This window comes from Paenibacillus sp. sgz302191 (assembly GCF_057749925.1).
This window is the reverse complement of sequence record NZ_JBYLHY010000001.1, coordinates 121,935-135,997: the sequence shown is the minus strand read 5'-3', so window position 1 is coordinate 135,997 and position 14,063 is coordinate 121,935. Positions and strand designations below refer to the sequence as shown.

The window sequence follows — 14,063 nt, the reverse complement described above, 5'->3', positions numbered from 1 at the left end:
TCTTGCAAACCTCCATGATTTCTCTATTCCATAAAACTTACGTAGTGCTTCGTTCAATTAATGTGACGGGTAAAGAATTTACCATCGGCACCTTCTCGCCTTCGATTTGTTTGACAATCAAGTCGATCGTCAATTCGCTCATCTCTTGAATAGGCTGCCTGATGGTTGTAAGGCGCGGCGCCAATAAAGAAGCGACCCTCACGTCGTCATATCCGATAATTTTCATCTCTTTCGGAATTCTTTTATCTAATCGGCGACATGCTTGAATAACTATGGATGCGATCATATCGCTGCTGGCGAAGACCCCGTCTATTTCCGAATGCTCCTGCAGAAAACGGACAATTCGCTCCTCGCTTGGCCTATTGTCCAAGTCGTGTCCTTCCAAATTCAAAGCAAAGTGTTCGATCCCGGTATTCTGCAGTTCGTCGATAAATCCTTGATATCTCCCTCCGGCAAGTAAATCATTATGATGCTGGCCGCCAATTCCGCCTTGCATATAAGCCAGCTTTCGGCAGCCTTTGCCGATGAGCAGCCGCGATGCAAGCTTTCCGCCCAGCAAATTATCGGAGGTCACAACAGGAATATTGTCGTCGACAACCCGATCGAAAGCTACGATAGGAAGGTTCAGATTACGATAATGTTCGACATCCAAAACCATGCTGCCCATAACAATTGCATCCACTTGATTTTTTTTCAGCATGTCGATATACTTGCGTTCTTTCGACACATCGCGATTCGAATTGCACAGAATCATTTTATACCCGCGTTGGTCGGCATAAGATTCAAGGTAATGAGCCAATTCACCAAAAAAAGGATGAGCAACCGTAGGAATAATGAGGCCAATCATATTCGACTTTTTTCTGAACAAAGAACGAGCCATTTCATTCGGATGATAATTCAGCTCCTTCATCGCCTCATGTACTTTATCCAACGTCGCCTGACTGATATATCCCCGGTTATTAAGCACACGGGAAACCGTAGTCACGGAAACCCCCGCTTTTTCCGCTACATCATCGATTTTGGGCATAGCTTGTGACCACCTGACTTTTTTAAGACCATTATACGCTTAATCTACAATTATTTCAGCCGCTGCAAGTCAGCGTCCCCTGTACTGCGGCCTTTATTTCAAGGCTCCTTCCGTAATCCCTTTGATGATTTGATTTTGCACAAAAAGATATAAAACCAGCACGGGAATAATCGTCATCATTAATCCCGCCATCAAAGGCGCGTAATCAACCGAATAAGAAGAGAAGAAAGTAAACGTAGACAGAGGCAATGTCCTTTGATCCGGCGATAGCAAAACCAGGCTGGGCAGCAAATAATCATTCCAGATCCAGAGCACATCCAGGACAATGAGCGTCACGAAAACCGGCTTCAACAAAGGCAGCACAATCTGGAAAAAAGTTCGCAGCCTCGAGCTCCCCTCGATAAAAGCCGATTCTTCCAATTCGTAAGGAATCCCTTTGATAAACCCATGAAAGGTAAATACGCCGAAGGGAACCCCGAACCCCAAATACAAAAACAGCAGCGTTGCCTTCATATTTAGCAGATCCAGCTTTCCGTACAGCATGACCAGAGGAATCATGATCACCTGGAACGGAAGCGCCATGGAGCCGAGCATAATGAAAAATAGGACGGCATTCAGTTTCCACTTATAACGAACAAACAAATATCCGGTCATGGACGAGAAAATAACAATAATGAAAACAGCAACGATCGTAATGAACAGCGAGTTAGAGAGCCCTTGCATGAATTTCATGTTGTTAAATGCATGGGTGTAGTTCTCAAAATGAATACTGCCGGGAATCGATAACGGATCTTCGATAAACTGCTGCGTTTTTTTGAAAGAGTTCATGACGACCAGCAAAAAGGGAATTAAAAATACAAATAAACACACATACAGAATGACGGATTTGATCATTGTTGCGGACTGTCGAACAGCCATTACGATTCGACCTCCAATTTCTTGAGCAGGTAAGATTGAGTAAGCGCAACCAGGGCTACGACGGCAAACAAGACAACCGCTTCCGCCTGTCCGATTCCGTATTGATTGGACAAGAAAGCTTTTTGCACGATATGATAAGAGGCTAATTCGGTCGAATTAAACGGCCCGCCTTTCGTTAAGGCAAGGTTGATATCGTAAGTTAAAAATGAGCGGGAGATGGAAATAAAAATACATATGACGATAGCCGGGATCGAAAGCGGCAATATGATTCTGCGAAGTCTTGAGTAACCGTTCGCCCCATCTATGCTGGCAGCTTCCAACACATCGTTGGGCACGCCCGAGAATCCGGCAATATAAATGATCATGAGATAACCGATTAATTGCCAAGCCGTTGCGATGACGAGCGCCCAAAATGCGGTATCCGTATCCGTTAACCACGACGATTTAAACAATGCCCATCCGTACTTATTCCCTATATATGGCATGATCTGCGAGAATAGAGTCTGCCATAAATATCCCAGTACGATTCCGCCAATTAAGTTCGGAGTGAAAAAGCCCGTTCGAAGCCATTGTTCTCCTTTCACCCCGCTGGTCAACATCAATGCTATAAAGAAAGCTGCCACATTGGAGATGAGTACCGTAAGCAATACATATTTAATGGTAAACCACAATTGGGCGAGAAAAACTTTATCATGAACAACTTTTGAGTAATTAGACAAGCCAACGAATGAAATGTTAGCCGTTCGAACATCCCAATTCGTAAACGTCAGGTATACTCCAACCAGGAACGGGATCAAGACAACTGCAGCAAATGCCAATACGGCGGGGGCCCCGAACAGCATAAAAGTCCCCGCATTCCTAATATAAATTTTGCTTCTCATATCGCCGCACCCTTTACTTCCCTGCATTGGACTTCCAATAATCCTGAACCTCTGATGCGAGACCTTTTCGGTCTATCTTTCCTGCCAAATATTTTTGCATGGAAGCCCCGGTTTTGGACCACCAGTCTTGCGGCAAATAATTGATGACTCCGATATTAAGCACTTTCCCTTGATCGACGTATTTGGCTACTGCATCGGAAATTACGTTTGTGCTTTTCACCTTTACATCCTTATAAGGCATGGATAAGCCCATTTTGGCCACAATCGCACTTTGTCCCTGCTCACTTGTAAGCATCCATTCGATAAATGCTTTGGCCGCTGCCTGCTGCTCCGGAGTGGATCCGGATTTATCAATGGCGAACAGCTTCGGTTCCGTATATGCGACCTGAGTGTTGCCGTAGTCGGCCGGATTGTTGCTAACCGGTACCGGAAGGATGCCGAATTCTTTATCCCTTCCTTCAAGAGTGCCAATTACAGCCCAAGTCCAATCTCCCATAAAATAAAATGCCGCGTTGCCTTTGGCGAAATCTGTGCTGTCTTTACTGTAATCTGCGACAAGCGGGTCATTTTTTCTGGCATTGTATTTCTTTAATAAGTCGAATGTGTCCATCAGGCCGGTGAATTGCTGATTGTCCGCCAAATTGGCTTTGCCATTTTTCAAATCTTCTACAAACTTGCGATTCTCCTCCACTTTCGGCGATTGCAAAGAATAGGCCAGTCCCAAATAATGCGCGCCTAAGGACCAATCCGCCCCGTGAATCATCACAGGCGCTTTGCCGGCAGCTTCAATTTTCCTGAACAGCGCCTCCAGATCGTTACGGGTTTTGATGGATGCCGGATCGAAGGCCCCCCCGATTGATTCCTCAACTACCCGTTTGTTATACAATAAGCCATAGCCTTGAGCTGTCCATGGAATGCCCAAGAATTTGCCGTCCAGCAAAGCGCCGTCAACCGCCCCGGGCTTCGTCAGTTTCTCATATTTCGCTTTCTCCGTCTCTAGATCCATGAACTTGTCCTTATACTGGAGAATCGTTCCCGGGTCAAGATTGGCTATTGTGGCCGGATTGCCGGATGCCAGCAGGGATTGGAATTTCTCCAACTGCGCGCCTCCAATTGGCGTTGGAATCAATTCAACGGTTACATTAGGGTTCTGCTCGTGATAAATTTTAAAAAGGTCCTCGAACACGTTGTTTACTTCTGCTGAAGTATTAAAAAAAGTAAGCTTGACGCCTTTTGCCTGTTGACCGGCTCCCGGCGAGGAGCTTGAGGCATTGTTCTGGGAACATGCCGCTAATGTGGAAAGCAACAAGATCGAACCCATTCCCGCAGCAACACTCTTCATAATTTTCAAATCCGTTTCCCCCTCAAGTGTAATTGAATGCGCTATCATTTTTATGATAATCGGTTGACATATCGTGTGTCAACCGGTTGTCACAAACTTTTCCGATCTATGTATCTTGGGGAGATAATGACCATTTTTTATTTGAATCTAATTACAAAAATCAAAAATGTTGGTATAAATATAAATAAACCCTACGCTCATTTTAGCCGCAGGGCTTATTTTTATAACATTTTTATCCTAGAAGACTTGTTGAGCTGCTTGAAGATTGAAGGGATCGTTCTTACTGTGACGGAGTAAATTTGATCCAATCATAGACTGCTTTTGCCCTATTTCCGTTGTAGTGACCTGCCCATTCGTCAACCCCATTCGTATTCCAGAGGTTTGTCATGATCTTGCCCGGATGGGATGGAATATTGTTCGTCGCAGTTGCTTTAAGGACGCCGTCCACATACCACTTAATATAGCCTGGTTGCCAGTCGAAAGCGTATGTGTGGAAACCTTGGGAGGCATCGAATCCCAAGTCTGCCAAGATCTCATGATGACCGACACCATTCGTATAATAGTTAAACTGCACTTTATTGGTTTTATTCCCCAAAAATTCAATATCAATCTCATCCCACGGCGCATTGAAAGACGGTCCGGTATAAGTGAAGAAAGAAGAAATCACACCGGAGACTGCAGCCGGTTTCATCGAAACTTCATACAGACCATAGCCATAATAGCTATTCGACTTGTACTCCCCGCATGCATATGGAGGATTTGCCCCCTGAACATCATTTGTGATCGATAGTTCCATCTTACCAGCGGAAAAATTCACATTGCCTGCCCGCCAATTGCAATTGAAAACAGAATCTCCATTTTTGTATCCGTTCGACTTCGTCCAAATAGACTGGTTATAACCGTCAAGAGGTTCCCATAAGACTTGACCGGCATCAGCCTTTACAGCCGGAATGAGGATTAAAACCGGAACAACTGAAAGTGCAAATCGGGTTAGAAACTTTTTCCACATACAAAAAAACACCACCTTAATTTAGATTTAATATGAATCGGGAACACTAAGAGCTTCATTCCCCCTTCTAGTAGTAAGACACTCCAATAAAAGCGCTTACATTCAACTTTATTGTTACTATAGCATGAATGAAATTGCCCCGAAATAACATTAAACCAATATTCATACCAATATATTAACCTATATATGCAAAACATTTCCTTATTGAATTAATTATTCCAAAATGCAAAAATAAGGAGACCGCTGCGTAAGCGGCCCTTCTTATTCCATTTATTTTGCTCTTTGACCGCGATACCAATCGTTAACTTCTTGAGAAATCTTATCTCCCCCGTAAGCGAACCACTTGTTTACAAATAAATCAAAGTCGCTTTCAGGAGCATCGTTGAACAGGATTTCTTGGAAAGTCCGCTGTTCAAGCTTTTGAAGAAGTTCCCATTTTGTTTTCATAGTTGGAGTAGGCGGCCCTGTAAACGCTTCTTTCTTGGAAGCTTCTGCCGGAGAGAACAATACGGGCGCGATTTCCTTTGGAATGGCATCCATGACTTTGGACGGAATACGCGCTCCATCAAAGGTCAACGTATAGGATGCCACTCTAACGGCTCCTCCCGGGATTAATGCGTGCTCCATTGCCGAAGGGACTCCATCAACTATCGTCCAATCGTAGTCCTGCGCAAGCCCATGTGCAAATTCGCCTGTTGAAGTGGCATAATAATCAAACAAGTAGTTTTGGTACTTGAAGAAAATTTCGGGATCTTTCATCTTTTTATTAATAAGCACGGCCCCGTTAACGGGCAGCGTCCCTCTTCTCCCAACAAAACCTTTCGGACCGCTGGGAATGGGTATCGCTTTAATCACAGCTTTGGAGTCGTTCTTCAGCAGATCGGATAACGGCCATCCCGACATCCAATAAGGACCTGCGATAATGCCCGCCTTGCCGGCAATGAATAAATCCGCCGCTTTCGTCTCGTTGTACCATTCGCTTTCTTTTGAAACATAACCTTGTTGGATCCATCTTTTCAACAACTGCAATGCATCCTTGGCGCCGGGCTGGACTGATCCATACTTTAGATTACCGTCTTCCGCCCGATTCCATTGCTTGGGTATTGTCCCAAATGCGCCGAAAATCCAGCTGGAATCAGCCATCCACGTGCTGGGGCCGTTTCTTAATCCAATCGATAGGCCGAATGTATCATCCTTTCCGTTTCCGTCGGGGTCCTTATACGTGAACGCTCCCATCACACTTTCAAGCTCTTCTATCGTTCCAGGAACCGGCAGGTGCAGCTTATCTAACCAATCCTGACGAATCCAGAATACCGGATCTGTCGTATACCGATAGTCAAGGATTGGAATCGCATATTTTTTCCCATCGCGCATAAAGAAATCCCATACCGAAGGGTCCTCCTGCATGGCGCTTTTCCAGACAGGTGAGGCGTATTTGTCGAATAAATCACCGGTTTCCATGAATTGTCCCGAGTCGATTAATTCTTGTATCACATCCCGATCCCTTGTGGCAACAATATCCGGCATATTGCCTTTAGCCAGCTCTATTCGCAGTTTGTTGGCGTAAGCCCCGTTGGAATCGGGAATCGTCCAGAGATACCGGATTCGGATACCCAAACGTTCTTCAGCCCATTTGGTATGTACATTTTTCTCCAAATTCTCGCCATTTTTAAATTTCATGTCGGGGTTTATCGAGCCAACCGTGTACATGGTTACCGGGGGGACATATTTTCCCAGTATCGCGTCGTAATGTGCCGTCTCTTGCGTAAGAGAGGAACCGGCGTGTTCTTTATGGTTTGTTTCCATGCATCCGGAGCAAATGATCAGCACCATTACCATCAGTATTTTTCCCCATATCTTTCCCATCAGGAGGCCTGCCTTTCCGAACAGCTTCGTACTAAATGTATCTTATCACAAATTTTAAAGTCAACTATGGTATAATTTCACTAAGAAAAACAATTGGGAAGTAAAGGATGGGTCCGTTGCGAGTGCGCGCTAATCTTTTCGTCAAAATAACTGGATTCCTATTCGCGATCATATCGGTAACATTATTGCTATATGGATTATCCTACCAAAAGGATGTTGACGTCATCACCGAACAAATCAAAACTTCGGATTTGAATCATTTAGACTTTTTCACCAAACAAATGGACAATAACATCAATCAGTTAGCCGGTTTGGTTTATACCTTGCAACGCGATCCGACCATTCGCGAATATGAACATATCCAAGATCTCAATCATCTTATTGACCCTAACAAAACCACGCTGACAGTTCTGGAAAAGTTGGCTCTGCAAACCAGTTCAAGCACGTGGGAGAATCAGATTACAATTTACAATATACAAAAACGCGAGGCCCTGTCTTCAGATGCTTCGGCTGTTTTCGAAGAGTCTCTGCTTAAGAAGCCACTGCTCAAAGGCTGGAATTATGAGATGAAAAATGCGGATGGCGGATTTCACTTGCTGCTCGCGGATCCTGTCGACTTTGCAGAAACGCCGGAATTGTCGAATATGATCATTGAAGTCCGTTTTCCAGTATCCAATTTGCAAAAAATGATCGGGGAATATCAGTATTTCGGCGATACTTTCCTGTACCATCCAAAATTCGGGCTTATACGAAATCAGAATTTGGACACAAAGCTGGCAACCGGGATTATTGACAATCTGCAGAACATTTATGCTGAGCAGCAGTTTTCAACCATCGTCTATCTGGAAGGCAAGCAATATCTGGTCAGTATGATTCGTTCATCGTCGTTAGGATGGCATATGGTTCATTATTCGCCGCTTGAACAAATTTTACATCCAATTAGAACCAGCAGGCTTTCATTTATTACCGCTTCTTTCGTATTGCTTGCCCTCAGCACTTTGTTCTCTCTAAACTTGTTCCGTCAGGTACAGCGCCCAATTGGCATTCTGCTCAGAGCGGTAAACAAGATGAAGGAAGGTTATTGGTCCACGCGAATCCGGACGAAAGCAAATAACGAATTCTCCATGTTGAATCAAGGGTTTAACGAAATGGCCCAGAAGGTTCAGGAACTGATCGAACGTGTCTATCTCGAACAACTACGGGCCAAGGATGCTTATCTGAAGCAATTGCAAGCACAAATTAATCCGCATTTTCTCTATAACTGCCTTTTTTTCATGAAAAGCAAGGCAAGAGTAGGCGATACGGACTCCGTTGAAGCGATGGCGCTTAACCTTGGCGAGTATTATCGCTACATAACGCGAATGGATCATTCATTGACAACGATCGGACAAGAAATGAAGCTGGTGGAAAGCTATTTATCGATTCAAAATCTGCGCAAACAACGTATCGATTATTCCATAAGCATCACGGACGTTTTGCTTGCGGAGCCCATTCCCAAATTGTTAATCCAGCCCATCGTTGAGAACAGCATTATCCATGGGATCGAAAAGAAATTGGGTGGCGGCCGGATCATCATCTATGGAGAAACGAAAGATGACACACTGATCATTTCAGTCGAAGACAATGGAGCGGGAATGGATCCCCGCCAAATGGATGAGCTCTACGCCGTACTAGACACGCCAATCCGCGAGGATGGCGGATGCGGGCTTTGGAACGTTCAGCAGCGTTTGAAACACCAGTATGGCGACTTGTCCGGTTTGCACATTGAACCTTCCCAGCTTGGGGGAGTCAAAGTCACACTTCGCATCCAGAAGAAAGGACTCAATCATGTTACAAATACTACTCGTTGACGATGAACCTTATGTTGTAGATGACTTGTCTGTCACAATCCCTTGGGGGGAGTTGCAGTTTGAACAAGTCCACAAAGCCTACTCAGGACAAGAAGCGTTAGAAATCCTTAGACACAATCCTATCGATATCGTTATCACGGATATCAGCATGCCCGAGATGTCCGGCCTGCAGCTGATCGAAGAAATTCGCAGCGGGTGGAAACATATCAAATGCGTGCTGCTTACCGGTTATGCGGAATTTGAATATGCCAAGAAAGCTATCCAGCACCAAGCAAGCGCTTATTTGCTAAAGCCGATCGGGGATGAGCAATTGATCGAAGTGCTTCGGCAGCTGCATCTTGAGATTCAACGTGAATGGGAGACATTAGCTTCCTTCCAGAATACGATGCAGACGTTTCGAGAGCATCTTCCTTTGCTGCGAGACCGGCTGCTTAATGAACTTCTACAAGGACGACGGTTCTCGAACGACCAACTTGCCGAACAAATTCAGAAGTATCAGCTCCCCCCACTGATCGATGAACGCGTCGCGCTTATGATCGTGCGGCTTGAAGATTATTTTCAAAAGCAGGACATGAATAGCATCCATCTGTTCGAGTATGCCATTGTCAACATTGCAAATGAATTGTTCCATGAACAGTTCGACATCTGGTCATGTAAAGATGTACATGAGTATTTGGTCTTTTTGCTCAAGCCGAAATCACCGGATGTCCATACCCATTCCATCACTCAAACCGCCTTTCAATTGCAAAAGAACATTAATTTATATCTTAAAGGCGCCGTTTCCATCACGACAACGGACTGGGGGAAATTCCCATACGAAATGCGCGGGCTTTACCAATCTGCGGTCTCCTTAATCAGGCGGAGAATCGGACAAGATACCGGGGTTTTCCTGACCGTGGATCAGCAATCCGGCAATAGGGACATCCAAATTATGCAATCGCTATATGAACCTCCGACCTTCTTTCATTTGTTCGAAGCGAACCGCTGGGATGCCATTGAAGAAAAGCTTCACACTGTTTTTCATGAGTTAAAAAACAGCGGAACGCAGTCTCAGGAGCACATCGAAGAGACCAGACATTATCTGAAAACGGCATTTTATTATATTGCCCATAAAAACAACAAGTTGCTGGGGGATATCATCGGCTCCATCATGGATGAGGCCAGAAAGTTCCACTCGCCCGATATGCTGAAGAATTGGGCTATGAATGCCGTAGGACAATTAAGAGCCTATTTTGATCTGGAGCACCAGGATCAGCGTGCCATTCTTATTAACGGAGTACATGACTTTGTAGATCAGAATATCGGTTATGTTTCCCTTCAGTCCATTGCAGACCATGTACACTTACATCCTGTCTATCTCTCTAAAATTTATAAATCCGAAACCGGAAAAAGCATCAGTGATTATTTGTTTCAGGTTAAAATGGAAAAAGCAGCACATTTATTAACCAATAGCCAGCTTAAAATTTATGAGATTTCATCCATGCTCGGTTACTCGACTGCACACTATTTTATAAAGCTGTTCAAAGAATACAGTCAAATGACTCCCCAGGAGTTCAGGGACCGGTCAAACTGAGCGATTTTGAAAATTCAAAGAACGGAGCATCGTTAAGACGCTCCGCGTTTTTTTGTAACGACAAACTCCATCATTTGATAGAAGACCTTAATCTACAAATCAAAGCCGTTTTGACGAATAACTTCCTTATACCAGTAAAAACTGTTCTTTGGCGTGCGGGTTAACGTTTGAAAATCGACATGTACGAGTCCAAATCGTTTGCCGTATCCTTCCGCCCATTCAAAATTATCCAGCAATGACCAGGTAAGATAACCGATCAGATTCACGCCGCTCTCCAAACAACGATTTACCTGGATCAAATGCTGCTTTAAATATTCAATTCTCCTCGTATCGTTTACGTGCCCTTCCTCTACCTCATCGTTATAACAAGCGCCATTTTCTGTAATCAGCAGCGGGATATTCCCATACCTTTGCGTAATATAACACAGCACACTGTAAAACCCATCGGGATAAATAAACCAGTCAAAATCCGTCTTGGCATACCCGGTATCGATATCCTCATAGTCGAATAAACCTTCGTCCTGCTTATATCGGCCTACGTTCCCCGTATAATAATTAATGCCTATAAAATCTATCGGATAGCGGATAACTTGCATATCGTCATCCTCGATCTCCAATTTGACTCCCTTTGCCGCAAACCAATCGAGCATAAATTGCGGATACGTTCCTAATAAAACAGGGTCCATGAACCATTCCAGAAAGTAGGCAACGCCTCTTCGGCATGCATCCGCATCTTCCTTGCGGTTGGAATATGGCTCCAACCACGTCACATTAGGGGCATAACCTATTTGGCCTTCGATTCCCAGTTCTCTGAAACGTTTCACGGTTCGGCCATGAGCGATCAGGAGATGATGTGAAATCGTAACGGCGAGCTGCAAGTCCCGATTCCCCGGCGCGTGAATACCCACATAGTTGGAGAGAAATGAAATGCACCATGGTTCGTTTACAGTTATCCAGTACTTGATTCTCCCTGCAAATTTGCGGAAAATGATTTCCGAATAGGCAACAAACGCATCAATTGTACCTCTGTTCTCCCATCCGCCACGATCCTGCAACGTTTGCGGCAAATCCCAATGATATAACGTACAAACGGGCTCGATTCCGGCCGCTAAAAGTTCATCAACCAGATTTGAATAATATTCGAGACCTTTCAAATTGAGCTCTCCGGTGCCATCAGGCAATATCCTGGGCCAAGCAATAGAGAACCGATACATCGTAATTCCCAAGTCTTTCATAATTGCGATATCTTCTTTGTAACGATTGTAGCTATCGCATGCGACATCGCCATTATCGCCATTCTTTACATTTCCGGCCGTGTGTGAAAATGTGTCCCATATAGAAGCCCCTCGCCCGTCATCCTTCCAGGTTCCTTCTATTTGATAAGCGGCAGTCGCCGCTCCCCAATGGAAATTTTGCGGGAATCGTATTTGTGCCATTGATCATTCTCCTTTCTTTATATCGATCATGATTTATTAGTTGAAATTCTAAATTGTTGCAATACATCTTTCAGCGTTCCGGACAGCAATTCCATTTGGCTCGAATAAACAACTAATTTTTCACTTATCTGGAATTGCTCGCGTGAAAGATATGTTACCTGCAAATCAAGCTTTTGAGCCGCTTGAATAACCGTTTGATGGGCAGCCGTGGCCACTTTGTCTTTGATAATATTTTCAGAAACTTTGTAGGAAAGCGTTCCAAGCACACTGACCAAAATGACGATACTAAAGAAAATGATAGCTGCCAATTTCCAGCCGACACGTTTCTTGATAAATCCGGGAATCAAGTGAACGAAGGGTACAACGAAGCGCTTTTTCATCGGGACTACCGTCCTTCTTCAATCAAGGTTTGACCGTCAAGATTTAACTGCTCCCGTCATGGCGCCTTCAATAATGTACCGCTGCAAGAAAATATACAGGATGATCATCGGACTTGCCACGATGACGAGGGCCGCGGCCAATAAAGTCCATTGGTTGCTGAATTGGCCATAGAACTTGAATAAGCCCAGTACAATTGGAAATAGCTTCTTATCGGAAAGATATATGGTCGCCCCAATCACGTTGTTCCAAACCCCTATTGCCTGCAAAATCGCGCTTGTCGCCAATACAGGTTTTATTAGAGGCATAATTATCGTCATCACATATCTGGAATAGCTGCAGCCATCGATGCTGGCCGCTTCATCCAATTCTCTTGGGACCGCTTTTATGTAGCCCGTCATGAGCATAAATCCAAGACCGATCCCTGTGTTCACCAAAATATATCCGATTCTAGTATTATACAAGCCTAACCAATGGATCAAATTCCACTGCGGAATCATATTGTTCGGCAAAAAAATCGCGATCATAAAAAATACGTACACAAAGCTGCTCCATTTGATATAACTGCGGGATACGGGAAAAGCAGCCAGAGCGGAAATCAGAACTGACGCCCCGACCGATACCCCGGTATAAAGTAAACTGTTCCAAATGTACGTGCTAAAATTGCCCTGTTTCCATGCATTCACATAGTTTTCAGGTTGGAACTGCTTGACGATGCCTACCGGGTCCACAATGAATTCGACGTCCGGCTTAAAGGAAACATTAAACAGATATAAAAGGGGATACAGGTAAAGTATCACCATGATCAGCATGATGAGATAGCCGAGAGGTCTAGGCACCAAATACATCTTCATTACAACTGCACCTCTCTTCGCCGTAAATAATATTGAGCAATTACTGCTATGACCAGGACAATGCCGAATTGAATAACAGCAACCGCCGAAGCAAATCCTTGTCGAAGTCCTAAAGCACCCGGCGTACCTCCGAATGCGGCACGATATATTTCATAACCAAGTACACTTGTGTTGAAGTTGCCTTGAGTCAGAACAAAAACTACGTCATAGGTTTGCAGCGATCCAATAATGGCCAAAAGTAAATTGACTGTGGCCGTCGAAGCCAGCATTGGCCAAGTGATATGAACAAACGATTGCCATGCTCTGGCGCCATCAATATGACCCGCTTCATAAAGATCGCCCGGGATTGCCTGCAAGCCGGCAAGAAAGATGACCACCGTATATCCCAACGAGCCCCAAATTTGTATAAAGATAACGATGTAGAACGCCAAATCGTAGGAGCCCAAAAAAGTTGAAGAGCCACCGAATATCCCCAACAGCTTCTGAACCGGGCCATCCATCGGATTAAACATGAGCGACCAAATCAATCCGAAGACGGTTACGCCCAACACGACCGGCATAAAAATCAGCGATCTGTAAAACAAATGGCCTTTCAATTTCGAATTAATGATGATAGCGAGAAGAAGCCCGATAGCTGTCTGCACGATCGTGACAGCCAAAGAAAAAATGACAGTTCTCTTGACCGAAGCCAAATAAGCCGCCGTTCTGCCTGAATGAAAAAACTCTTTATAATTATCAAAACCAATAAAGTGCCACTTCACTCCTGCAACCCCTGAAATATCGGTAAATGAATATAAAATGCTAACCATTGAGGGTCCGAAAGAAAATGCAATGTAAATGATTAATGCCGGCAACAGGAATCCGTAAGGAGTCCATCTATGCCACTTTTTACCGAATGGATACATCTCCAGCAACTCCTGTCCAGTGAA

12 protein-coding genes are annotated in these 14,063 nt (G+C 44.4%); 2 read left to right on the top strand and 10 right to left on the bottom strand.

Translation table 11 applies throughout. The features are described from left to right. Positions 1-37: 37 nt before the first annotated feature. From AC3G2T_RS00565 to AC3G2T_RS00540, 6 genes are all read right to left on the bottom strand, one after another. Positions 38-1,027 carry a LacI family DNA-binding transcriptional regulator gene (locus tag AC3G2T_RS00565; protein WP_488434154.1) on the bottom strand — a complete coding sequence of 330 codons (990 nt, stop codon included), beginning with the start codon at positions 1,025-1,027 and terminating at the stop codon, positions 38-40. Positions 1,028-1,120: 93 nt separating this feature from the next. Continuing rightward, positions 1,121-1,945, bottom strand: a complete 825-nt coding sequence (locus AC3G2T_RS00560) for a carbohydrate ABC transporter permease (protein WP_488434153.1) — start codon at positions 1,943-1,945, stop codon at positions 1,121-1,123. After that, positions 1,945-2,826 (bottom strand): carbohydrate ABC transporter permease, encoded by an 882-nt coding sequence (locus AC3G2T_RS00555; protein WP_488434152.1) that lies wholly within the window; start codon positions 2,824-2,826, stop codon positions 1,945-1,947. The genes AC3G2T_RS00560 and AC3G2T_RS00555 overlap by 1 nt, the downstream gene beginning before the upstream one ends. Positions 2,827-2,839: 13 nt before the next feature. Beyond that, positions 2,840-4,168, bottom strand: coding sequence for an ABC transporter substrate-binding protein (locus AC3G2T_RS00550; protein ID WP_474682271.1), 1,329 nt, complete (start codon positions 4,166-4,168; stop codon positions 2,840-2,842). A gap of 280 nt (positions 4,169-4,448) precedes the next feature. Then, positions 4,449-5,177, bottom strand: a complete 729-nt coding sequence (gene bglS, locus AC3G2T_RS00545; RefSeq protein WP_474682087.1) for a beta-glucanase — start codon at positions 5,175-5,177, stop codon at positions 4,449-4,451. A 270-nt stretch (positions 5,178-5,447) separates the two neighbouring features. Then, positions 5,448-7,010 carry an extracellular solute-binding protein gene (locus tag AC3G2T_RS00540; RefSeq protein ID WP_488434151.1) on the bottom strand — a complete coding sequence of 521 codons (1,563 nt, stop codon included), beginning with the start codon at positions 7,008-7,010 and terminating at the stop codon, positions 5,448-5,450. 140 nt (positions 7,011-7,150) lie between these two features. Here AC3G2T_RS00540 and AC3G2T_RS00535 point away from each other — a divergent pair, with 140 nt between their 5' ends. Beyond that, complete coding sequence (locus AC3G2T_RS00535; RefSeq protein WP_488434150.1) at positions 7,151-8,893, top strand: sensor histidine kinase; 1,743 nt, start codon at positions 7,151-7,153, stop codon at positions 8,891-8,893. Continuing rightward, the gene (locus AC3G2T_RS00530; RefSeq protein ID WP_488434149.1) at positions 8,823-10,466 is read left to right on the top strand and encodes a response regulator; all 1,644 of its coding nucleotides are present in this window, start codon (positions 8,823-8,825) and stop codon (positions 10,464-10,466) included. The genes AC3G2T_RS00535 and AC3G2T_RS00530 overlap by 71 nt, the downstream gene beginning before the upstream one ends. A 92-nt stretch (positions 10,467-10,558) precedes the next feature. Here AC3G2T_RS00530 and AC3G2T_RS00525 read toward each other — a convergent pair whose 3' ends face one another. The 4 genes from AC3G2T_RS00525 to AC3G2T_RS00510 are packed head-to-tail and all read right to left on the bottom strand — an operon-like array spanning position 10,559 to position 14,039. Next, the gene (locus AC3G2T_RS00525) at positions 10,559-11,902 is read right to left on the bottom strand and encodes a GH1 family beta-glucosidase (RefSeq protein ID WP_488434148.1); all 1,344 of its coding nucleotides are present in this window, start codon (positions 11,900-11,902) and stop codon (positions 10,559-10,561) included. 26 nt (positions 11,903-11,928) lie between these two features. Further along, positions 11,929-12,282 (bottom strand): hypothetical protein, encoded by a 354-nt coding sequence (locus AC3G2T_RS00520; protein ID WP_488434147.1) that lies wholly within the window; start codon positions 12,280-12,282, stop codon positions 11,929-11,931. A gap of 36 nt (positions 12,283-12,318) precedes the next feature. Further along, entirely contained in the window at positions 12,319-13,134 is an 816-nt protein-coding gene (locus tag AC3G2T_RS00515) for a carbohydrate ABC transporter permease (protein ID WP_488434146.1), read from the bottom strand. Next, entirely contained in the window at positions 13,134-14,039 is a 906-nt protein-coding gene (locus AC3G2T_RS00510) for a carbohydrate ABC transporter permease (RefSeq protein ID WP_488434145.1), read from the bottom strand. The genes AC3G2T_RS00515 and AC3G2T_RS00510 overlap by 1 nt, the downstream gene beginning before the upstream one ends. Positions 14,040-14,063 lie beyond the last annotated feature (24 nt).